The organism is Dorea sp. BIOML-A1, assembly GCF_009875615.1.
GTDB lineage: Bacteria > Bacillota > Clostridia > Lachnospirales > Lachnospiraceae > Dorea_A > Dorea_A amylophila.
This window is the reverse complement of the sequence record NZ_WWSA01000025.1, coordinates 25,518-46,523: the sequence shown is the minus strand read 5'-3', so window position 1 is coordinate 46,523 and position 21,006 is coordinate 25,518. Positions and strand designations below refer to the sequence as shown.

Below are 21,006 nucleotides of genomic sequence, written 5' to 3'. Positions count from 1 at the left end.
TAACTATTTCCAACACCTTCTTCACATTCACTGGAACGGCTTTCTACTTTTTATTCCGTGGGTGTCGAATGCCTTACGAATGAAATGGCAATTGCGTAACCGTAGTGGCCTTCACCGGGTTACACTTCCGGGCATTTTATTTATTAACATTCGCTGCCAGTCACGACTTGAAGGAAACAATAGATAAGGATTATTGTGAATGTGGAATGCCGTTAGAAACAGTTGGAGAGTCAGAAGCACCGTTAAAGGAACGAAGCGAACGTGTTTGAGGCGAACGCCGAGTTTGAGCGTAGTTCCTTTGCTTTTAGGTGATTCTGGCTCTCTTAGTGTTTCTTATGGTATGGAACCTGAACAAGAAGCCTTATCTATTGTTTCCTTCAAGGACTGAGAGGCCGCTTCCCAGTTAATAAATTAAATCCCAAGCTTATTTTATATCAGAATATACGACGTTTCCTCCGCAGATCGTATATTTCACCTTACCGGTAAGTTCCTCTCCGGTAAATGGTGAGTTTGATGATTTGGAAGTATATTCTTTCGGGATCCATGTTTCATCAGGGTCAAATATAACAAAGTCTGCATCTGCACCTTCCTGAATTGTTCCGTAAGGCAGATGGTATAGCTTTGCAGGATTCACTGTCATTTTTTCCAGAAGTTGTATCATGGTCAGATATCCGGGCTTTACAAGGTTGGTGATACCGAGTGCAAGGGAGGTCTCGAGACCGATAATGCCGCTTGGGGCTTCTGTGATCGGTTTGGATTTTTCTTCTGTGCTGTGTGGGGCATGATCCGTAGCAATTAGGTCAATAGTTCCATCAGCGAGTCCTGCAATAATCTGCTGGCGGTCATTTTCCGTACGAAGCGGCGGATTCATCTTTGCCAGCGTGCCATGTTCCAAAACAGCGTCTTCTGTTAAGGAGAAGTGGTGCGGTGTTGCCTCAGCGTGTAATTTTGCTCCCAGTTTTTTGTATGTACGGATCAGATCAATCGATACACCGGAACTGATATGCTGGATTACAACATCTGCACCGGAACGGAGCGCCAGAAGACAGTCTCTTGCCACCAGTGCTTCTTCGGCAATGGATGGAGAACCGTAGATGCCGAGTGCATCGGATACTTTGCCATGATTGATTCCGTTGTTGCGGATAAAAGCCGGGTCTTCTTCGTGAAGACTGATCGGAACGTTTAACTTTGCGGCATTTTTCATCGCTTGATAGCAGAACTCAGCATTCAGAAGAGGGATGCCGTCATCGGTAAATCCGCATGCCCCGGCTTCTTTTAATGCAAGCATGTCTACTTCGTCCCGGCCCTTTAATGAATGGGAGATTGCAGCAGCCTGGAAGATACGGATATCTTCTTTGGAAGCACGTGCAAGATTATCTTTTAGGGTGTCTGTATTGTCGACCGTAGGGGATGTATTCGCCATACAGATTACAGTAGTAAACCCGCCTTTTGCAGATGCCTTTGCTCCTGTATGGATATCTTCTTTATATGTAAATCCCGGATCACGGAAATGTACATGTGTATCGATGAGTCCCGGTCCGACAACGAGTCCTCCGGCTTCTAGAATCTCCTCGGAATCTTCTGAAATTTCAGGTGCGATTCTTGCAATTTTTCCGTTCTTCACCAGTATATCCATATGCTCGGACAGACCAGATGCAGGATCTACCACAAGTCCATGTTTGATGATCATGATAAATTTCCTCCTTAAAAATCTGATGTTAAAATACAGTAAATATTATAAATGTAGTATAATGTATTGGAAATGAGCTTGTCAATTAGGAGACATGGAACAGGAAAGCTGAATATATGAGAAATAAAAGGAGCACGTAGAACAGAAATGGGATTTAAACGTTTGGAAAAAAATTTGATCGATATTATAAAAGAAGAACAGGCAAAACTTGGATTTCGGAAAGAAGAGATCCGTTTGTATTATCCATTGATTTCCCTCAATCATTTCTTTGAGGCGGATGACGATGTGGATGAGATGCAGACACGTCTGGAACAGTTCCCGGAAGAAGTAAAGAAAAAACTCGGAGATATCTGTGTGACGCACAAAAAAGACAGATTCTGCCTGCATATTCCGGAACAGGGAAGTGTCTATGTACATGAACATACGGCAGAAAATGAATTCATCAAAAAGCTGGTGGAGCTGATGATGAATCACGGAATCAAAAAAGAAGATATCCTTGCGATATTTCAGAAAGAGGCAAAAGATATCAGGGTGGGAGATATGCACAACGGAGAATTTGACTTTTGGGTAAGATTTCCGGAAGAAAATGAGGACGAATACTATTACTGCTTTAAGGACGAAGGGTGTCATATGATCTATCACCGTTTTTTGCCGGAAGATTATGCAGATTTCGGATTCTGAAAGGCAGTCGGAAAAGAATAAAAATACAGATGCAGACAGGAATTATAATTATAACTTATAAATGCTGCCTGCATTTTTAATTATAAAATATCTTGCTATATGTAAAGATTCATGATAAGCTATCCTACATCGTGCTAAAGCAAAGACGTGCTAAAGCGATTTGGGTGAGGATTTATTCTCAAAATAATGACAATTACTTTGACGAATTTGCTGCAATGCGATTACGTTATCATAAAAAACTCAGGAGAGTCTTTTCGTAATGAAATGAAAAGCGCCGAAGGTGTAAGCAGAAAACAGATCTGCAAATCTCTCAGGCAAAAGGATGGAGGAATGAATTATGGGAATTTTTGGACGTATTGACACTTTTATCACATGGTTTGACGGAGTCGTATGGGGACTTCCGTTAATCATCTTAATTCTGGTCACAGGAATTTTTCTGACTGTGCGCTTGGGCCTTCTTCAGGTAAGGTATCTTGGGAAAGCGTTAAAATTCATGGTGAAAAATGAAGAAGATGGACACGGAGAAGTAACTAGCTTTGGAGCTCTTTGTACCGCATTATCGGCAACAATCGGTACCGGTAATATCGTCGGTGTGGCAACTGCAATTTCTGCAGGTGGACCGGGAGCGTTATTCTGGATGATCCTGACAGCATTTTTAGGAATGGCAACAAAGTATTCAGAAGGTCTTCTGGCAGTAAAATACCGTACGATCGATGAAGACGGGCATGTACTTGGCGGACCATTCTATTATATTGAGAATGGAATGGGTGTAAAGTTCAGATGGCTTGCAAAGATATTTGCATTCTTTGGAGCAGGGGTTGGATTATTCGGAATTGGTACATTTACACAGGTGAATGGTATCTCATCTGCAGTCCGTAACTTTTTTGATCCGAACATGGCATATACAGTAGCATTATTTGGAAATGATTATTCATGGGCAACTGTAATATCCTGTCTGGTACTGACGGTATGTGTCGGAATGGTTGTATTAGGTGGAATCAAGAGAATTGCAAAAGTATCTGAGATCGTCGTTCCGTTCATGGCGATTCTGTATGTAGTATTGGCAGTCATTATCATGGTGACAAATATTACCGCAATTCCGGCAGCTATTGTAACAATTGTAAAATCAGCATTTACCGGAAGCGCACTGGCCGGTGGTGCAATGGGAAGTATGATCGTAGCAATGCAGAAAGGTATTGCCAGAGGAATCTTCTCGAATGAATCCGGACTTGGAAGCGCACCGATCGCAGCGGCTGCAGCACAGACCAAAGAACCTGCAAGACAGGGACTGGTGTCAATGACCGGTACATTTATTGATACGATCGTAATCTGTACGATGACAGGACTTTCTATTGTCATTACAGGAACATGGAATACGGGACTGGAAGGTGTGGAAATTACGACAGCGGCCTTTCAGAAGGGACTTCCGTTCCCGCCGGTTGTGGCATCCTTTGCATTGATGATTTGTCTGGTATTCTTTGCATTTACAACGATTCTTGGATGGGATTATTACGGAGAACGATGCCTGGAATATCTGTTTAATAAGAATATGAAAGCTGTAAGAGCGTATAGATGGCTTTATATTATATGTGTATTCATCGGACCATATATGACGGTTGCGGCAGTATGGAATATCGCAGATATCTTCAATGCATTGATGGCAATCCCGAATCTGATAGCCTTGCTTGCACTCAGCAAAGTTATAGTAAAAGAAACGAAAGCATTTACGGAAAAGCTGAATGTGGAAGAGAAGAATCAGAGAATTCTCAAAGGAATGAATGCAGAGAATGTATAATAGAATATAAGTGCTATAGAGAATGTGGTGATAAAATAGCAGGGATTCTGGTATAAAGATCAGAATTCCTGTTATTATTTTTGAGTCGCTTATTTTGACGAAAATTTATGCAAGATGCAGAAAGTTATAAAAGTCCGTACTTCTTTCCAAGTGTCTGGATTGCCTCTAAAGATTCACCTGTTATTGAGGAAATTTTATCTAATGGGAGTTGTTCTTTGAGCATTGAGAGAATAAGTTTTTCAAGTGTTGCCTGTGTCCCTTTTTCGAATCCGATGCGTTCACCCTTTTCAATTCCACGATTTTCTCCAGTTTTGAGCAGAATATTTTTATCTCTGATTGCCTTTTGACGGGCTTCATATTCCAAGCGCTTTTTTTTATCTGCACTTAATCTGTCCAATTCATTGTATGCTTCCTGTAGGTTTGAATTTTTTTCAGCCATTCGTTTCAAATCCTCCCTGTTTTTTCCACTCAGAAAACGCATCCATTGTATCAAGTCTGTTTCGCTTTGTTGTTCTGGTGGTAATTTAGGTAATTCAAGGAGATGTATTTCCATCATGTCGGAGTATTCTTTTCCGGTTTGTGTATCACAAAATGCAATTCGACGATAATATTTATCATCTTCGGAAATGAGTACATGATTGAGAATACTTACCTGAATACATTTTTGAATATTATCATAACCATCGCCTTCATTGAGTTGTTCTGAATACATTTTGCTTAGATAATAAATGGTTCGATTCGCCCAGTAGTCATAATAGATAACCTGCATTTCAAAGTCCATCTGTGTTCCGCTTTTTAATTTTACTCTGACATCCAAAATGCCATATTTATCATCCTCTGATTCTTTTCTAAGAATTGTCGGTAGAAGTTGTGTATCCTCTACTTCATCTGGATGTACATTTAATATAGCTGCGATGATTCCTTTGCGAACATTTTTATTATGCATCATCTCTTTAAAACAGAAATCAACAGTTGGAAGCATGATAAAATCAGCCTGTTTCCGGTCATCTGTTTCTTTTATATCTGCTACTGCTTTTCCTTGATTGGTTATATTACGCTGTTTCTCTTTAGTTTTTCTCATAAGAATTCTCCTTTTACTTGCAAGATGAACTATCGTATGAAGTAAAGAATTCTCTATCTTCTTATATTTTAGCACAGATTCTTTTATTAGAAAAGGAAAAAAATTATAAGAATTTTTTTAGACTATTTTGATAAAATTCTTCAAACGATATTCAACTTTGTGGGGTGTCATCGGATTATCTGCCCGATTATCTGAGCCTGTAAGATTATTTGCCGATATGTTAATAGATTCTTATGCAGTTTTTCGAATGATTACTGCGTAAGGATAAGGTAGCATAAAATTATAAGTATTGCAATAAAAAAATTGTAAATGTATATTCCTTGCCTATATCCTTATTGAGAAATGCTTTAAGGTATAATAAAATAATGGAAAGATAATATCCGAAAATTAGAGCGGTGGTATGAAAAGAAAGGATAAATATGAGAAATTCTTTGTTTTTTTATGTATTTTTTGTATTTCTAACAGTGGGAGCAGTATGGTCTATTATGAGGCGTTGGAAGCGATACATGAAGTATTCAAATGGAACCTATCAAAATGCAGGACAAAAACTGATATTCAAAACAGAGTTATCGGTAACAGAAGTTATCCTGAAATTGCAGATGCCCGAAATTCAGGATACATTGTATTACGATTTTGAAAAAAAGAATGGCATATATTTCCTTAAAATAAATGGGATAAAAAGAATGGGCTTTCAGGGAGTCTTGAAGGGGTTGTTTACAGTTGAATTCACAGAAGGTGAAGAAACATATATTGTTATTCATCGCTATCATTCGATTCAAAACTTATATGCATCGGGATATGAGGCGGAAATATATGAATTTATGGTGAAAAAGTTAGATTGTATTCCACAATAAGAAAAATACTATGCTAATAAAGAAAATATAAAACAGAATATCTAATTTAAAAACACAGAAAATAAAACAAAAAATACATAATGTTTGTGTAAATTCGTGTAAAACGTGTTAAAATGTAAGAAAACAAAGGACAGGTGCAAAAATGAAGAAACAAAAGAAAGATCCATTGTATAAAAGCTTCGGTTATGCATTTGCCGGAATATTTGCAGTGGTAACGAAGGAACGGAATATGAAGATTCATTGTGTGGCAATGGTTTGTGTGGTGATCGCAGGATTCGTATTTCATATTACACCGGTAGAGTGGTGTATTTGCCTGACATTGTTTGGTCTGGTCATGGCATTGGAAATGGTGAATACGGCGGTGGAAGCAGTGGTCGATCTGGTCACGAAAGAGAGAAAGCCGCTTGCAAAGCTTGCAAAAGATGCTGCAGCAGGAGCAGTACTGATCGCGGCAATCATGGCAGCAATTGCAGGGATGATCATATTTATTCCAAAGCTTTTGGAAAGCCTGTCTATATAGACATCGAAAGGAGAACGACCTATGGAAAAGTTAGGAAGCGGATTAAAGAAAGTATTACTTGCAGGAATCGGAGCAGTTGCAGTCACAGGAGAGAAATCAAAAGAACTTCTGGATGAGATGGTGAAAAAGGGTGAGCTGACTGTTGAACAGGGCAAAGCACTGAATGAAGAACTTAAGCATAACATCAAGTCGACAGTAAAAGAAAAAGTGAATGTAAAAGTAAAAACATCTTCACCGGAAGAACTGGATGAGCTTTTGGATAAGATGACTCCGGAACAGATGGCATTGTTGAAACAGAGAATTGATGAGATGGAGAAAAAACAGGAAGAATTTGAAGCTGCAGAGACGGTAGAAGATCTGGCAGACGAATCCGTATGCGAAGATGCGGCAGAGAAAGCAGCGGAAGAAGAGACAGCTGAGAACGAGGACATTTAAAGAGGAACAGGTTCATGAGTAAGGGAGAATCCAAAGAATACCGTACCAGGTTAAAGGAGATTACATCCGTACTTCATAAATATGGAATCACCAGGGGAATTACGCCTCAGAAACTCCGGATGATACTGGAGGATCTGGGGCCTACTTATATTAAAATCGGTCAGATTATGTCACTGCATTCAGACATTTTACCGAAAAGGTATTGTGATGAACTGATGTGTCTGCGTTCAGAAGTAACTCCGATGGAATTTCCGGAAGTAAAAGAAGTAATCGAACAGGCATATGGTTGTCCGTGGAATGAAATATTTGCATTTATTTCCGATACACCACTGGGATCAGCATCCATTGCACAGGTCCACAGAGCAGAACTGCTCAGCGGTGAACAGGTTGTTATCAAGGTTCAGCGAACAGGTATTTATGAAATTATGGCAAGAGATATCGGACTCCTTCGGAAGGCAGTAAAGCTGATGCCGCCGATCAGTCTGAAAGGAATGGCTGACTTCGACCAGGTACTGGATGAACTTTGGAATGTGACACGGGAAGAGATGAATTTTCTCACCGAAGCATCGAATATGGAAGAGTTTGCCAGACGGAATGCGGATGTCGTATATGTAAGAACACCGAAACTATATCAGGAATATACAACCATGCATGTGCTGGTCATGGAATACATCGAAGGGCCTGCAATCGATGATAAAGAGAAACTTCTGGCAGGCGGATACGATCTGGAAGAGATCGGGATCAAGCTGATCGATAATTATATCAAACAGGTGATGGAAGACGGTTTCTTCCATGCAGATCCCCACCCGGGAAATGTAAAGATCCAGGATGGCAAGATTGTATGGATCGATATGGGAATGATGGGAAGACTGACCGAACGGGATAAAGAACTGATCGGAAAAGCAATCCGCGGCATTGCAGAAAATGATATCGGCATGATCCAGGAAGCAGTCATGGCACTGGGTGAATTTAAAGAGAAACCAGATCAGAGCGTATTGTATGAAGATATCAGTGAACTGATGTCGAAGTATGGGTCCTTAGATATGGGAGAGATCGATGTTGCAGAAGTGATGATGGATCTTATGGAAGTGATGAAGGAAAATAAGATCCGTATGCCGCATGGTCTGACGATGCTGGCAAGAGGATTGACTAACATGGAAGGCGTACTTGCAGACATTGCTCCACAGATCAATATGATCGAGATCGCATCCAGACATATTTCAGAGAGTATGTGGAAAGATCTGGATTGGAAAAAAGAATTAAAACATGCAGGAAAGAATCTTTACCGTTCGATGCATAAAGCAGTAGAAGTCCCGGGACTTGCAGCGGATGCATTGCATGGTCTGATGAAAGGTCAGACAAGAGTCAACCTGGATCTGCATGCATCCAACGATCTGGCACAGTTACTGAGGCGTCTTGTGCGGAATGTGGTAATGGGATTGTGGGTGATGGCATTGCTGATTAGTTCAAGCATTATCTGCACTACCAATATGAGCCCGAAGATCTGCGGGATCCCGGCAATTGGTGCGATTGGGTATTTATTTGCATTTGCGATTGTGATGTATGTGCTTATTAAGCATATTCTTTCCAAATGAATTTGAGATTTATTCTCGGTTTTATGGGCAAATATGCCGACAAAATGATACGAGAATCTGTATTTGTACCAAAAAATGAACAAAATAACAGTCGGAATCGCTAGACTTTTGATGATACAGGAGATATAATAAAACCATACACGTCAATATATGATTTGTACTATTATCAAGGAGGAACAACGAAAATGGCAAGAAAAATGAAGACCATGGATGGTAACCAGGCCGCAGCTCATGCTTCATATGCATATACAGAAGTTGCAGCAATTTACCCTATTACACCATCATCCGTTATGCCGGAACATGTAGATGAATGGGCTACAGAAGGAAGAAAGAACATATTTGGACAGACTGTTCAGGTAACAGAGATGCAGTCAGAAGCTGGTGCTGCAGGAGCAGTACACGGATCTCTTTCTGCTGGTGCTCTGACAACAACATTTACAGCATCACAGGGACTTCTGTTAATGATTCCTAACTTATATAAAGTAGCAGGAGAACAGCTTCCTGGAGTATTTAACGTATCCGCTCGTGCGCTTGCAAGCCACGCACTGAATATCTTCGGAGATCACTCTGATGTTTACGCCTGTCGTCAGACTGGTGCAGCAATGCTTTGCGAATCCAGCGTACAGGAAGTTATGGACTTAACACCAGTTGCACACTGCGCAGCATTAAAAGGAAAACTTCCATTTATCAACTTCTTCGATGGATTCCGTACATCACACGAGATTCAGAAGATTGAGACATGGGATTACGAAGATCTGAAAGATCTGGTAGATATGGACGCAATCGATGCATTCAGAAATCATGCACTGAATCCAAATCACCCATGCCAGAGAGGTTCAGCTCAGAACCCGGACATTTTCTTCCAGGCAAGAGAAGCATGTAACCCATACTACGATGCTATGCCGGCTATCGTACAGGAGTACATGGACAAAGTTAACGAGAAGATCGGAACAGATTACAAACTCTTCAACTACTACGGAGCAGCAGACGCAGAGAAAGTTATCATTGCTATGGGTTCTGTATGTGACACAATCGAAGAGACAATCGATTACTTAACAGCAGCTGGGGAAAAAGTTGGTGTTGTTAAGGTTCGTCTTTACAGACCATTCTGTGCACAGGCATTAATTGATGCAATTCCTGACACAGTAAAATACATCAACGTACTTGACAGAACAAAAGAACCAGGAGCTCAGGGAGAGCCATTATTCCTGGATGTTGTTTCTGCATTAAAGGGATCTAAGTTCGACGCAGTACCGGTTAACGGCGGACGTTACGGATTAGGATCTAAAGATACAACACCTGCACAGATCGTTGCAGTATTCAACAACGCAGACAAAGAAAGATTCACAATCGGTATCAACGATGATGTTACAAATCTTTCACTTGAAGTTGGTGCACCACTGGTTACAACACCAGAAGGAACAATCAACTGTAAGTTCTGGGGACTTGGAGCTGACGGTACTGTAGGAGCTAACAAGAACTCTATCAAGATCATCGGTGACAATACTGACATGTATGCACAGGCTTACTTCGACTATGACTCTAAGAAGTCTGGTGGTGTTACAATGTCTCACCTGCGTTTCGGTAAGAAGCCAATCAAATCTACTTACCTGATCCACAAGGCTAACTTTGTAGCATGTCACAACCCATCTTATGTAAACAAATACAACATGGTTCAGGAATTAGTTGACGGAGGAACATTCCTTCTGAACTGCTCTTGGGACATGGAAGGTCTTGAGAAACATTTACCAGGACAGGTAAAAGCATTCATCGCTGATCACAACATCAAGTTCTACACAATTGATGGTATTAAGATCGGTAAAGAGATCGGACTTGGCGGACGTATCAATACAGTCCTTCAGTCAGCATTCTTCAAACTGGCATCTATCATTCCGGAAGAAGAAGCAATCGATCTGATGAAGAAAGCTGCAAAAGCTACTTACGGAAGAAAAGGTGACAAGATCGTACAGATGAACTACGATGCTATCGATGCCGGTGCTAAACAGGTAGTTGAGATCGAAGTTCCGGAATCTTGGAAATCTTGTGAAGACGAAGGATTATTCACACCAGAAGTTAAGGGTGGAAAAGACGATGTTGTAGCATTCGTTAAGAACATCCAGTCTAAGGTTAATGCTCAGGAAGGAAATACTCTGCCAGTATCTACATTTACTGACTATGCAGATGGATCTACACCATCAGGTAGTGCAGCATATGAGAAACGTGGTATCGCAGTAGATATCCCTGTATGGCAGTCAGAGAACTGTATCCAGTGTAACCGTTGTGCATATGTCTGCCCACATGCAGTTATCCGCCCGGTAGCACTTACAGAGGATGAACTTGCAAAAGCTCCGGAAGGAACAAAAGCAATCGATATGATCGGTATGCCGGGAATGAAATTCACTATGACTGTATCAGCTTATGACTGTACAGGATGTGGATCTTGTGTAAACGTTTGCCCAGGTAAGAAGGGTGAAAAAGCTCTTGTTATGGCAAACATGGAAGAAAATGCAGCAGAGCAGGATATCTTTGATTTCGGACGTGAGATCGAGGTTAAACCAGAAGTTGTTGCTAAATTCAAACCAGAGACAGTTAAGGGAAGCCAGTTCAAACAGCCATTACTTGAGTTCTCAGGAGCTTGTGCAGGTTGTGGAGAAACACCTTATGCAAAACTGATCACACAGTTATTTGGTGACAGAATGTACATCGCTAATGCAACAGGATGTTCTTCAATTTGGGGTAACTCTTCACCGTCTACACCATACACAATGAACTCTAAGGGACAGGGACCTGCATGGTCTAACTCACTGTTCGAAGACAACGCAGAGTTTGGATATGGTATGTTACTTGCTCAGAAAGCAATCAGAAAGAGACTGAAAGAAGAAGTTGAAACTGTTGCAGCATCAGAGCAGGCTTCAGCAGAGGTTAAGGCAGCTTGTCAGGAATACCTCGATACATTCACATGTGGTATTACAAACGGAGATGCTACAGATAAATTAGTTGCAGCATTAGACGGATGTGATTGTGATACATGCAAAGACATCGTTAAGAATAAAGACTTCCTCGGTAAGAAATCTCAGTGGATCTTCGGTGGTGACGGATGGGCTTACGATATCGGATTCGGTGGAGTTGACCACGTATTAGCAAGTGGTGAAGACATCAACATCATGGTATTCGATACAGAGGTTTACTCTAACACAGGTGGACAGTCTTCTAAGGCTACTAAGACTGGTGCTACAGCTCAGTTCGCAGCAGGCGGAAAAGAGACGAAGAAGAAAGACCTTGCAAGCATGGCTATGAGCTATGGATATGTATACGTTGCACAGATCGCTATGGGTGGAGACTTCAACCAGACTGTAAAAGCAATTGCAGAGGCTGAGGCTTATCCGGGACCATCTCTGATCATCGCATACGCTCCATGTATCAACCATGGTATCAAGAAGGGTATGAGCAAAGCTCAGACAGAGGAACAGTTAGCAGTAGAATGCGGATACTGGAACAACTTCAGATTCAATCCTGCAGCTGAAAAGGGAAGCAAGTTCACTCTTGACAGCAAACAGCCTAAGGAAGAAGATTACCAGGCATTCCTTGACGGAGAAGTTCGTTACAATGCTCTTAAGAGAGCTAATCCGGAAAAGGCTGCAAGACTCTTCGCTAAGAATGAGGCAGAGGCTATGGAAAGATACGATTACCTGTCAAAACTGACAGACCTTTACAAAGTAGAGGAGTAATCATATCTGATTAGCAATAGAATAGTATAAATCATGACTCCCGCAGATTCGAAAGGATCTGCGGGAGTTTTGCGTTGTCATGCATTTGCCATATTGTATTGACAAAATAGATCAAAGATGATAAAAATATTATTATATGAATAATGAGACTAGATAGAGGCGCAGGTTTCATCAGTAAGGTAGAATAACAGATAAAGGGAAATCATTTCTGCCTGAAAGGGAAAACTGCCGAAGGAAGATATCATCCCTTATTATATTCGAGATATACTTCCTGGGACGCAGCAGAATATGCTGCGGACTGTCACTTCAGTAAGTGGAGCGCTATCGGAGTATATAGAAGATATAAGAGTTTAATTATGTAATTTGTATTTAGAGTTATATAGAGGACATAAATGAAGTGTTGAATGATCTGAAAATACGGATGTCCTGCTTATAAGATGATATATGCCATGAGCAATCCACGCAGAGGAAATTGTTCATGGTATTTTTTTGGAAAAAAAACGAAGGAGAGAGTTATGAGAAAAAGAAAAAAATTACTCTTTGCCGTACTCACCTGCCTCATGATCTTTGCATGCGGTGCAATTACCGTATTTGCGGCAGATGGAGGAAAAGAGTATGTACCAAAGATGTATTCATCATTCTGGGCACTGGTACCCCCAATTGTGGCAATTGGTCTTGCACTGATCACGAAAGAAGTGTATAGTTCCTTGTTTGTCGGAATTGCGATCGGAGGAATCTTCTGGTCTAATTTCCATTTTGAAAAGGCAGTATTGCATATATTTGAAGATGGAATCGTAGGAGTACTGACAGATAGCTATAATATGGGAATCCTGGTATTCCTGGTTATTCTTGGAATTATGGTCTGCATGATGAATAATGCAGGAGGTTCGGCAGCATTTGGGCGTTGGGCTAGTATTCACATCAAGACAAGAGTTGGGGCACAGCTTGCAACGATCGTGCTTGGAATCCTGATCTTTATTGATGATTATTTTAACTGCCTGACAGTTGGAAGTGTTATGCGTCCGATCACAGATAAGCACAATGTATCACGTGCGAAACTGGCGTATCTGATCGATGCGACAGCGGCACCGGTATGTATCATTGCTCCAATCTCATCATGGGCAGCGGCTGTAACAGGATTTGTAAAAGGTGAAGATGGATTTTCTATTTTTATGCGTGCGATTCCGTATAACTATTATGCTTTACTCACAATTCTTGCAATGGTTTTGATCGTAGTGCTTAAGATTGATTATGGCCCGATGAAATTACATGAAGATAATGCTGTAAAGGGTGATATCTATACTACACCGGACAGGCCATATGCAAATGCTGAGAATGAGATCGTAGAAGAAAAGGGAAAAGTGATCGATCTGGTATTCCCGATAGTGGTCCTGATCATTTTCTGCATCTGCGGTATGCTTTATACAGGAGGCTTCTTTAGTGGAACAGGCTTTGTTAAAGCATTTTCGGCAAGTGATGCATCGGTAGGTCTGATGCTTGGAAGTTTCTTCGCATTGGTTGTTACGGTTGTATTCTATGCGCTTAGAAAAGTACTTAAGTTCCGTGAATCTATGGAATGTGTTCCGGAAGGATTCAAGGCTATGGTACCTGCAATCCTGATCCTGACATTTGCATGGACATTAAAAGCAATGACAGACAGTCTTGGCGCAGCGGAGTATGTGGCTAATGTTATGCAGTCCGCAGCTGGAGGATTATTAAACTTCCTGCCTGCAATTATCTTCCTCGTAGGATGCTTCCTCGCATTTGCAACTGGAACATCATGGGGAACATTCGGAATCCTGATCCCGATCGTAGTAGCGGTATTCCAGGGAACGAACGAGACTATGATGATCATCTCTATCTCAGCTTGTATGGCGGGAGCTGTATGTGGAGATCATTGTTCGCCTATTTCGGATACAACGATCATGGCATCCGCGGGAGCGCAGTGTAATCATGTCAACCATGTAACGACACAGTTACCGTATGCGGCAACCGTTGCAGTTGTTTCCTGCATTACTTATGTAATTGCCGGATTTGTTCAGAATGCATTGATCTGTCTTCCGATCGGTATGGTACTTCTGGTAGCAGCTTTACTGCTCATGAAGAAGAGAACAGAAAGCCATTCATAAATGATTTGTTAAAAAATTAAAATTAGCAGAGACTTCAAAGACTCTTTGCCTTGCATAAAAGTATGTGGCGCAAAAGTTGCTTTGGAGTCTTTTTTTGATAGGTGCAGAATAATAAGAAAGGTGTTATAATATCTTGCATGAGTGGCAATTATTCCAGTAGATATATTGCGGGGCAGAAGAATCTTCTGCTTTGGGGAAATGGAAGATTGCAGACGAAAGGAGAACATAGAAATTCATGAGTGTAAAAGACTTAAGTGCTTACGAATTAGTAAAGGAAGAAGATTTAAAAGGGATCAAATCCCACGGAATGCTGTTAAAGCATAAGAAGAGCGGGGCAAGGATCTTACTGATAGAAAATGATGATGACAACAAGGTATTCAATATCGGATTCCGTACACCGCCGTCAGACAGTACCGGAGTACCACATATCATGGAACATTCCGTACTGTGTGGATCTAAGAATTTTCCGGCGAAGGATCCGTTCGTAGAACTGGTAAAGGGTTCACTGAATACATTTTTAAATGCAATGACTTATCCGGATAAGACGGTTTACCCGGTAGCAAGCTGTAATGATAAGGATTTCCAGAATCTGATGCATGTATATATGGATGCGGTATTCTATCCGAATATTTATCAGCATGAAGAGATCTTCCGTCAGGAAGGCTGGAGCTACAAGATGGATTCTCTGGAAGATGATCTGGCTTACAACGGTGTTGTATATAATGAGATGAAGGGAGCATTCTCTTCACCGGAAGGTGTACTGGACAGAGTGGTATTGAATACACTGTTCCCGGATACCTCATATGCGAACGAATCTGGCGGGGATCCGGAAGTGATTCCGGAACTTACGTATGAGCAGTTCCTGGATTTCCACAGAAGATATTATCATCCGTCAAACAGTTACATTTACCTGTATGGAAATATGGACATGGAAGAAAAATTAAACTGGCTGGATCAGGAATATCTGAGCAAATTCGACTATGCGCCGGTAGATTCCAAGATCCGCTATCAGGAACCATTTGATAAAGTAATCGAAAAAGAGATGCCATATTCCATAGCAAGCGATGAATCAGAAGAGGATAATACTTACATTTCTTACAATAAAGTCATTGGAACAAGCCTGGATGAGAAGCTGTATCTGGCATTTGAAGTATTGGATTATGCATTGTTATCTGCACCGGGAGCACCGCTTAAGAGAGCACTTACGGATGCCGGGATCGGAAAAGACATTATGGGATCGTATGACAACGGAATTTACCAGCCGATCTTTTCTGTCATTGCGAAGAATGCGAATGTAGAACAGAAAGAAGCATTTGTGAAAGTAATCGAGGATACATTAAAAGATATTGTTGAAAATGGAATGGATAAGAAAGCTCTAGAAGCCGGAATCAATTATAATGAGTTCCGTTACAGAGAGGCGGATTTCGGAGGTTATCCGAAGGGACTGATGTACGGACTGCAGATTATGGACAGCTGGTTATACGATGACGAAAAACCATTTATCCATATCGAAGCGCTGGATACATTCGAGTTCTTAAAGGCACAGGTCGGAACAGGATATTATGAAGAACTGATCCGCAAATATCTGTTAGAGAATACGCACGGTGCGATTGTGCTGATCAAGCCGGAAAAAGGACGTACTGCAAGAATGGACAAAGAACTTCAGGAGAAGTTACAGGCATACAAAGAAAGTCTTACAGAAGAAGAAAGAAAAGAACTGGTAGAGCGTTCCAATGCATTAGAGGCATATCAGTCAGCACCGGATGCAGTAGAAAATCTTGAGAAGATCCCGGTTCTTTCAAGAGAAGATATTTCAAAAGAGATTGAGCCGATCATCAATGAAGAAAAAAGAATCGCAGATGTACCGGTAGTTTACCATGAGATTGAGACAAATGGCATCGGATACGTGGATGTGTTATTCGATATGTCAGGTGTGGAAGAAGCAGATCTTCCGTATGTCGGAATCCTGCAGGGAGTACTTGGAGTCATTGATACCGAGAATTATAAGTACGGAGAACTCTTTAATGAGATCAACGTGCATACCGGCGGTATCGGAACATCACTGGAACTGTATACAGACATTTCCAAAGTGCCAGAAAAAGAATTCAAAGCAACATTTGAAATCAAAGGAAAGGCATTATATCAGAAGCTGCCAGTCGTATTCCGGATGATGGAGGAGATCCTGACACGTTCGAAACTGGGAGATACCAAGAGAATCAGAGAGATTCTTGCGATGCAGAAGTCAAGACTTCTTATGAAATTCCAGTCATCTGGACATACAACAGCAGTGCTTCGTGCGATGTCTTATGCATCTCCGTCATCTAAGTTAAAAGACATGACAAGCGGTATCGAGTTCTATGATAAGATCGCTTATATCGAGGAACATTTTGAAGAAGAAAAAGACGTATTGGTACAGAAGCTTCAGATGCTGGCTCATAAGCTGTTCCGTGCAGACAATATAATGATCAGTTACACGGCTGCAAAAGAGGGCCTGAACGGCATGGAAGAGCTGGTAGAAGGTCTGAAGAAAGCAATGTTCGAAGATCCGGTGGGAGATACCAGATGCGTACTGCACTGTGAGATGAAGAACGAGGGATTCAAGACTGCTTCCAAAGTACAGTATGTGGCAAGAACCGGTAACTTTATTGACAATGGAGCTGACTATACAGGAGCACTGCAGATATTGAAGGTGATCTTAAGTTATGATTACCTGTGGCAGAATATCCGTGTCAAAGGCGGAGCTTATGGATGTATGAGCGGATTCAGCCGTACCGGAGAGGGCTATTTTGTATCTTACCGTGATCCGAACCTGGAAAGAACAATGGAAGTCTATGAAGGCATCGCAGATTATCTGAGAAACTTTACTGTCAGTGACCGTGACATGAACAAATATATTATCGGAACCATGAGTAACATTGACCAGCCGATGACACCGTCTGCAAAAGGAGAACGTTCGTTTAATCTGTACATGAATAAAGTCAGTGCAGAGACGATCAAAAAAGAACGTCTTCAGATCCTGGAGGCAGGTCAGGAAGACATCCGAAAACTGGCAGATGTCGTAGAAGCGGTAATGAAAGCCGGACAGATTTGTGTGATCGGAAGCGAAGAGAAGATAGAAGAAGCAAAAGATATGTTTAAAAATGTGACAACATTTTAGGTGTCTTCAATAGTAAAAAGAACAGGAGAAAATATGAAAAAGGATTATAAATCAGGATTCGTAACATTGATCGGTCGTCCAAACGTTGGAAAATCAACTCTGATGAACCAGCTGATCGGACAGAAGATCGCGATTACATCGAATAAACCACAGACGACACGTAACCGTATCCAGACCGTACTTACAACAGATGACGGTCAGATTGTGTTCGTGGATACACCGGGAATCCATAAAGCAAAGAACAAGCTTGGGGAGTATATGGTCAATGTGGCAGAACGTACATTGAATGAAGTTGACGTGGTGCTCTGGCTGGTAGAGCCGACAACATTTATCGGAGCAGGTGAACAGCATATCATCAGCCAGCTTAAGAAAGTAACGACACCGGTTGTACTGGTCATCAATAAGATAGACAGTGTAAAGAAGGAAGATGTTCTTCCGGCCATCGCTGCGTACAAAGATGTCTATGACTTTGCAGAAATCGTTCCGGTATCTGCGAGAAACGGTGACAATACCGATGAGCTTGTAAAAGTGATCATGAAATACCTTCCGTACGGACCACAGTTCTATGATGAAGATACCATTACAGATCAGCCGGAGCGTCAGATTGTGGCCGAACTGATCCGTGAAAAAGCACTGCACTGCCTGCAGGAAGAGATTCCGCACGGTATCGCAGTTGCCATTGACAGTATGAAAGTCAGAAATAAAGTGATGCACATCGATGCAACGATTATCTGTGAGCGCGATTCACACAAGGGGATAATTATTGGTAAAAAAGGAAGTATGTTGAAAAAGATCGGAAGCACTGCTCGTTATGAGATTGAGAAAATGCTGGATCAGCAGGTGAATCTCAAACTCTGGGTCAAAGTAAAGAAAGACTGGAGAGACAGTGAATTTTTGATGAAAAATTTTGGATACCGCGAAGATGAATAAAAAGCAGTGCCCATGGGAGAACCTAATCTTAGAGCATTAAAAAATATGCCCTGGCAAAGGATGAGGTGATCATATGGAAGAGTACTGGGACAGATTCGTCGCATCAGGTAAGATAGAAGATTATCTGTATTATAAAGGTATGAGTATCTGTGAGGAGACGATAAACAGATACAAAGAAGGAGATACAATTGGTAAATCAGATTACACTGACTGGCATGATACTGACAGCAGCACCGATAGGTGAATATGACAGACGAGTGGTAATACTGACCAGAGAAAGAGGGAAAATCTCGGCATTCGCACGTGGTGCAAGAAGACCGAACAGTGCACTGATGGGAGTGACGAGCCCTTTTTCATTTGGAGAGTTTACTGTATATGAGGGGCGGACATCTTATACGCTGGTGTCGGCCTCTGTTTCCAATTATTTCCAGGAATTGCGTACGGATGTAGAAGGTGCCTATTACGGATTCTATTTTATGGATCTGGCCGGGTATTATGCAAGAGAAGCGAACGATGAGACCGAGATGCTGAAGCTTCTGTATCAGACGCTACGGGCACTGACGAACATACATATCCCGAATGAACTGATACGGTGCATTTACGAATTGAAGACCATTACCGTGAATGGGGAAGGTCCGCAGGTGATGGAATGTATCATGTGCGGGGATAAGGAGCGGGAAAAAGTATTTAGTATACGGAGAGGCGGCGTGATATGCACGCAGTGTGCCGGCCATATTTCCGATGGAATCCGGCTTCTTCCGTCGACATTATATACATTGCAGTACATCGTATGTTCCCCGGTTGAGAAATTATATACTTTCGTTGTAAAAGAAGATGTGCTTGGAGAACTAAAGAATCTGACGAAAGCGTATCTGGATGAATATCTGGGAAAACGCTTCAAATCATTGGAGATATTGGAAACAATTGTACGATAATGCTTGAAAACAAAGAGGGCAGACGCTATAATTAAATTCAATTACGAATATTTTGAGAAGGTGAGGATGAAAAAATGGCAGAAAAGACTATGGATAAGATCGTTTCATTGGCGAAAGCAAGAGGATTTGTATATCCGGGATCTGAGATCTATGGCGGGCTTGCGAATACATGGGATTATGGTAATCTCGGAGTAGAATTGAAAAACAATGTAAAAAAAGCATGGTGGAAGAAATTCATTCAGGAATCTCCGTTCAATGTAGGTGTGGACTGTGCGATCCTTATGAACCCACAGACATGGATCGCAAGTGGACATCTCGGAGGATTCAGTGACCCTCTGATGGATTGTAAACAGTGTCACGAACGTTTCCGTGCGGATAAAGTCATCGAAGATTATTGTGCAGAGAATAACATTGAACTGGATGGTGCGGTAGATGCATGGACACAGGAGCAGATGAAGAACTTTATCGATGAGAATCAGATTCCATGTCCGACATGTGGAAAGCATGACTTTACAGATATCCGTCAGTTCAACCTGATGTTCAAGACATTCCAGGGAGTAACAGAGGATGCGAAGAATACGGTATATCTTCGTCCGGAGACAGCACAGGGAATCTTTGTTAACTTCAAGAATGTACAGCGTACATCTAGAAAGAAACTGCCATTTGGTATCGGACAGATCGGTAAATCATTCCGTAACGAGATCACACCTGGTAACTTTACATTCCGTACCAGAGAGTTCGAACAGATGGAACTGGAATTCTTCTGCAAACCGGATACAGACCTTGAATGGTTTGATTATTGGAAGAAGTTCTGTCTGAACTGGCTGTCTGCATTAGGACTGAAAGATGATGAAGTACGTTACCGTGATCATGATAAAGAAGAGCTTTCTTTCTACAGTAAAGCAACAACAGACGTTGAGTTCTTATTCCCATTCGGATGGGGAGAACTGTGGGGAATCGCTGACCGTACAGATTACGACTTAACACAGCATCAGAATGTATCCGGACAGGATCTGACATACTTTGATGATGAGACAAAGGAAAAATACATCCCATACGTTATCGAGCCGTCACTCGGTGCAGACCGTATGGTACTTGCATTCCTTTGCAGTGCTTATGATGAAGAAGAGATCGGAACAGAGGAGAAGCCTGATACACGTACAGTTCTTCACTTCCATCCGGCACTGGCACCGGTTAAGATCGGTGTGCTTCCGCTTTCTAAGAAGCTGAATGAAGGCGCAGAGAAAGTATTTGCACAGTTAAGCAAGAAATACAACTGCGAATATGATGACCGTGGAAATATCGGAAAACGTTACCGTCGTCAGGACGAGATCGGAACACCATTCTGTGTAACATACGATTTCGATTCTGAAGAAGACGGAGCAGTAACTGTCCGTGACAGAGATACCATGGAACAGGAAAGAATCAAGATTGAAGATCTGGATGCTTACTTTGAGAAGAAATTCGAGTGGTAAG

Annotated in this window: 15 protein-coding genes and 2 riboswitches; of the genes, 13 read left to right on the top strand and 2 right to left on the bottom strand. The window is 41.6% G+C overall.

Translation table 11 applies throughout. From position 1 onward, the window contains the following. Positions 1-424: 424 nt before the first annotated feature. A complete protein-coding gene (locus GT508_RS10335; RefSeq protein WP_161144169.1) occupies positions 425-1,690 on the bottom strand; it encodes a dihydroorotase in 1,266 nt (421 codons plus the stop codon). Between the two features lie 147 nt (positions 1,691-1,837). Between GT508_RS10335 and GT508_RS10330 the strand changes: the two genes are divergently transcribed. Together GT508_RS10330 and GT508_RS10325 are read left to right on the top strand one after the other, a co-directional pair. Beyond that, positions 1,838-2,371, top strand: coding sequence for a DUF3877 family protein (locus GT508_RS10330; protein ID WP_028087070.1), 534 nt, complete (start codon positions 1,838-1,840; stop codon positions 2,369-2,371). Between the two features lie 231 nt (positions 2,372-2,602). Continuing rightward, positions 2,603-2,707: riboswitch (glycine riboswitch) on the top strand. Position 2,708: 1 nt separating this feature from the next. After that, positions 2,709-4,166, top strand: coding sequence for an alanine/glycine:cation symporter family protein (locus GT508_RS10325; RefSeq protein WP_161144168.1), 1,458 nt, complete (start codon positions 2,709-2,711; stop codon positions 4,164-4,166). 124 nt (positions 4,167-4,290) lie between these two features. Here GT508_RS10325 and GT508_RS10320 read toward each other — a convergent pair whose 3' ends face one another. Next, complete coding sequence (locus GT508_RS10320) at positions 4,291-5,247, bottom strand: Rpn family recombination-promoting nuclease/putative transposase (protein ID WP_161144167.1); 957 nt, start codon at positions 5,245-5,247, stop codon at positions 4,291-4,293. Positions 5,248-5,753: 506 nt separating this feature from the next. On the opposite strand from GT508_RS10320, the gene GT508_RS10315 reads away from it, so the two are divergent. From GT508_RS10315 to GT508_RS10265, 11 genes are all read left to right on the top strand, one after another. After that, positions 5,754-6,101, top strand: coding sequence for a hypothetical protein (locus GT508_RS10315; RefSeq protein ID WP_227080540.1), 348 nt, complete (start codon positions 5,754-5,756; stop codon positions 6,099-6,101). Positions 6,102-6,243: 142 nt separating this feature from the next. Then, positions 6,244-6,621 carry a diacylglycerol kinase gene (locus GT508_RS10310; RefSeq protein ID WP_022415082.1) on the top strand — a complete coding sequence of 126 codons (378 nt, stop codon included), beginning with the start codon at positions 6,244-6,246 and terminating at the stop codon, positions 6,619-6,621. Between the two features lie 21 nt (positions 6,622-6,642). Beyond that, positions 6,643-7,056, top strand: coding sequence for a phasin family protein (locus tag GT508_RS10305; protein WP_161144165.1), 414 nt, complete (start codon positions 6,643-6,645; stop codon positions 7,054-7,056). 14 nt (positions 7,057-7,070) lie between these two features. Next, on the top strand, positions 7,071-8,651 hold the full coding sequence (locus GT508_RS10300) for an ABC1 kinase family protein (protein WP_022415084.1): 1,581 nt from the start codon (positions 7,071-7,073) through the stop codon (positions 8,649-8,651). Between the two features lie 185 nt (positions 8,652-8,836). Beyond that, on the top strand, positions 8,837-12,379 hold the full coding sequence (gene nifJ / locus GT508_RS10295; RefSeq protein WP_161144164.1) for a pyruvate:ferredoxin (flavodoxin) oxidoreductase: 3,543 nt from the start codon (positions 8,837-8,839) through the stop codon (positions 12,377-12,379). A 146-nt stretch (positions 12,380-12,525) separates the two neighbouring features. Further along, positions 12,526-12,711: riboswitch (Lysine riboswitch) on the top strand. Between the two features lie 183 nt (positions 12,712-12,894). Next, positions 12,895-14,508 carry a Na+/H+ antiporter NhaC family protein gene (locus GT508_RS10290; RefSeq protein ID WP_161144163.1) on the top strand — a complete coding sequence of 538 codons (1,614 nt, stop codon included), beginning with the start codon at positions 12,895-12,897 and terminating at the stop codon, positions 14,506-14,508. A gap of 235 nt (positions 14,509-14,743) precedes the next feature. Continuing rightward, on the top strand, positions 14,744-17,665 hold the full coding sequence (locus tag GT508_RS10285) for an insulinase family protein (protein WP_161144162.1): 2,922 nt from the start codon (positions 14,744-14,746) through the stop codon (positions 17,663-17,665). A gap of 33 nt (positions 17,666-17,698) precedes the next feature. Next, positions 17,699-18,595, top strand: coding sequence for a GTPase Era (era, locus tag GT508_RS10280; RefSeq protein ID WP_006426363.1), 897 nt, complete (start codon positions 17,699-17,701; stop codon positions 18,593-18,595). A gap of 73 nt (positions 18,596-18,668) precedes the next feature. Next, on the top strand, positions 18,669-18,839 hold the full coding sequence (locus tag GT508_RS10275; RefSeq protein WP_155515226.1) for a hypothetical protein: 171 nt from the start codon (positions 18,669-18,671) through the stop codon (positions 18,837-18,839). Continuing rightward, entirely contained in the window at positions 18,811-19,530 is a 720-nt protein-coding gene (gene recO / locus GT508_RS10270) for a DNA repair protein RecO (RefSeq protein WP_006426361.1), read from the top strand. The genes GT508_RS10275 and recO overlap by 29 nt, the downstream gene beginning before the upstream one ends. A gap of 74 nt (positions 19,531-19,604) precedes the next feature. Continuing rightward, entirely contained in the window at positions 19,605-21,005 is a 1,401-nt protein-coding gene (locus GT508_RS10265; protein WP_028087060.1) for a glycine--tRNA ligase, read from the top strand. The last annotated feature ends 1 nt before the right edge of the window (position 21,006 follow it).

Bases quoted from the DNA above. Each gene is read 5' to 3' on its own strand.
- GT508_RS10335 (WP_161144169.1), bottom strand. From the start codon at position 1,690: ATGATCATCAAACATGGACTTGTGGTAGATCCTGCATCTGGTCTGTCC.
- GT508_RS10330 (WP_028087070.1), top strand. From the start codon at position 1,838: ATGGGATTTAAACGTTTGGAAAAAAATTTGATCGATATTATAAAAGAA.
- GT508_RS10325 (WP_161144168.1), top strand. From the start codon at position 2,709: ATGGGAATTTTTGGACGTATTGACACTTTTATCACATGGTTTGACGGA.
- GT508_RS10320 (WP_161144167.1), bottom strand. From the start codon at position 5,247: ATGAGAAAAACTAAAGAGAAACAGCGTAATATAACCAATCAAGGAAAA.
- GT508_RS10315 (WP_227080540.1), top strand. From the start codon at position 5,754: ATGAAGTATTCAAATGGAACCTATCAAAATGCAGGACAAAAACTGATA.
- GT508_RS10310 (WP_022415082.1), top strand. From the start codon at position 6,244: ATGAAGAAACAAAAGAAAGATCCATTGTATAAAAGCTTCGGTTATGCA.
- GT508_RS10305 (WP_161144165.1), top strand. From the start codon at position 6,643: ATGGAAAAGTTAGGAAGCGGATTAAAGAAAGTATTACTTGCAGGAATC.
- GT508_RS10300 (WP_022415084.1), top strand. From the start codon at position 7,071: ATGAGTAAGGGAGAATCCAAAGAATACCGTACCAGGTTAAAGGAGATT.
- nifJ (WP_161144164.1), top strand. From the start codon at position 8,837: ATGGCAAGAAAAATGAAGACCATGGATGGTAACCAGGCCGCAGCTCAT.
- GT508_RS10290 (WP_161144163.1), top strand. From the start codon at position 12,895: ATGAGAAAAAGAAAAAAATTACTCTTTGCCGTACTCACCTGCCTCATG.
- GT508_RS10285 (WP_161144162.1), top strand. From the start codon at position 14,744: ATGAGTGTAAAAGACTTAAGTGCTTACGAATTAGTAAAGGAAGAAGAT.
- era (WP_006426363.1), top strand. From the start codon at position 17,699: ATGAAAAAGGATTATAAATCAGGATTCGTAACATTGATCGGTCGTCCA.
- GT508_RS10275 (WP_155515226.1), top strand. From the start codon at position 18,669: ATGGAAGAGTACTGGGACAGATTCGTCGCATCAGGTAAGATAGAAGAT.
- recO (WP_006426361.1), top strand. From the start codon at position 18,811: ATGATACTGACAGCAGCACCGATAGGTGAATATGACAGACGAGTGGTA.
- GT508_RS10265 (WP_028087060.1), top strand. From the start codon at position 19,605: ATGGCAGAAAAGACTATGGATAAGATCGTTTCATTGGCGAAAGCAAGA.